Below are 915 nucleotides of genomic sequence, written 5' to 3'. Positions count from 1 at the left end.
ACCCCCAACGGGAGCCACGTTGGCCCCTGGATATGGCTCTGGGTGGGGGGTTCGGTGTGCGGACATGGCTGTATCCCCACAAGGCATGGCCTTTGGGGTCTGACACCCAACCGGGGGTGTTTTTCGAGGGGTACGGGGGTCTGCTCCGGGTTTTGATCGTCCGGAGCGGGGCGAGGTTTTCGCCTGGTCAAAGCTGGTGCGGTGGTGTTAGGCGGTGGCTGGGGCTGGGTCGCCCTCACCACCCTCACCGCCACCGTCCTTCTCGGTTTCTTGGCGGTTCTGGGTGTGGTGGTGGTCCCAGATCTGCTGGTTCGCTTTCACCTGAAGGCGGTGCTTGAGCCGGTTGTGGGTAGAGCAGAGCAACTGCATGTTGTCCGAGCTGGTAGCGCCGCCGTGGGAGAAGGCGATGATGTGGTCGAACTGCGACCAGCTACGCGGCATGTCACAGCCTTCGTGCCACTCGCAGTGGAACTCCTTATACCCGGCCGCTTGGCGTACGGGGTCGGGGGCGCAACGGTGCTTCTGGCCCACATCGAGCAGGGTTTTGCCTTCGGCGTCGGTCAGGAAGCGGCGCAACCAACTCTTCGGGGTCAACCGGGAGATCATCTGGTCGGGGATGACCACCCCATCTTCGGTCACCGCCGGCTCCGCGGAGGCATCTCCCAGGTAGCGCTTGAGCGGGACGGTGATGTTCAACGTCACCACCGGCTTCGGTGCCTTCGCGCACTTGCGGTGGGCCAAGGCGGTCTCGAAGATCCGCATCATCGCGTCATAAGTGCGCTGGTGCTTGGGGACGGCGGCGTTATCGGGCCCGTAGGGTTCGGTGTAGGCGTCCAGGGCGGCCTGGATGAGCTGGTTGTCCGCACCCGGCCCCCACATGCGCAGCAGGAACCCGCCTTCGAAGGTCGGCGAGAA

Annotated in this window: 1 protein-coding gene; it reads right to left on the bottom strand. The window is 64.6% G+C overall.

All coding sequences use genetic code 11. The annotated features are described in order from the left end of the window. Positions 1 to 207: 207 nt before the first annotated feature. Positions 208 to 915, bottom strand: a 708-nt coding sequence (locus BQ8420_RS19040; RefSeq protein WP_143847416.1) for an HNH endonuclease signature motif containing protein, incomplete at its 5' end; no start/stop codon positions are given.

The sequence above is a fragment of the Nocardiopsis sp. JB363 genome (genome assembly GCF_900143625.1).
In the GTDB taxonomy this organism is placed as follows: Bacteria; Actinomycetota; Actinomycetes; order Streptosporangiales; family Streptosporangiaceae; genus Nocardiopsis.
This window is presented reverse-complemented; position numbering and strand designations above follow the sequence as displayed.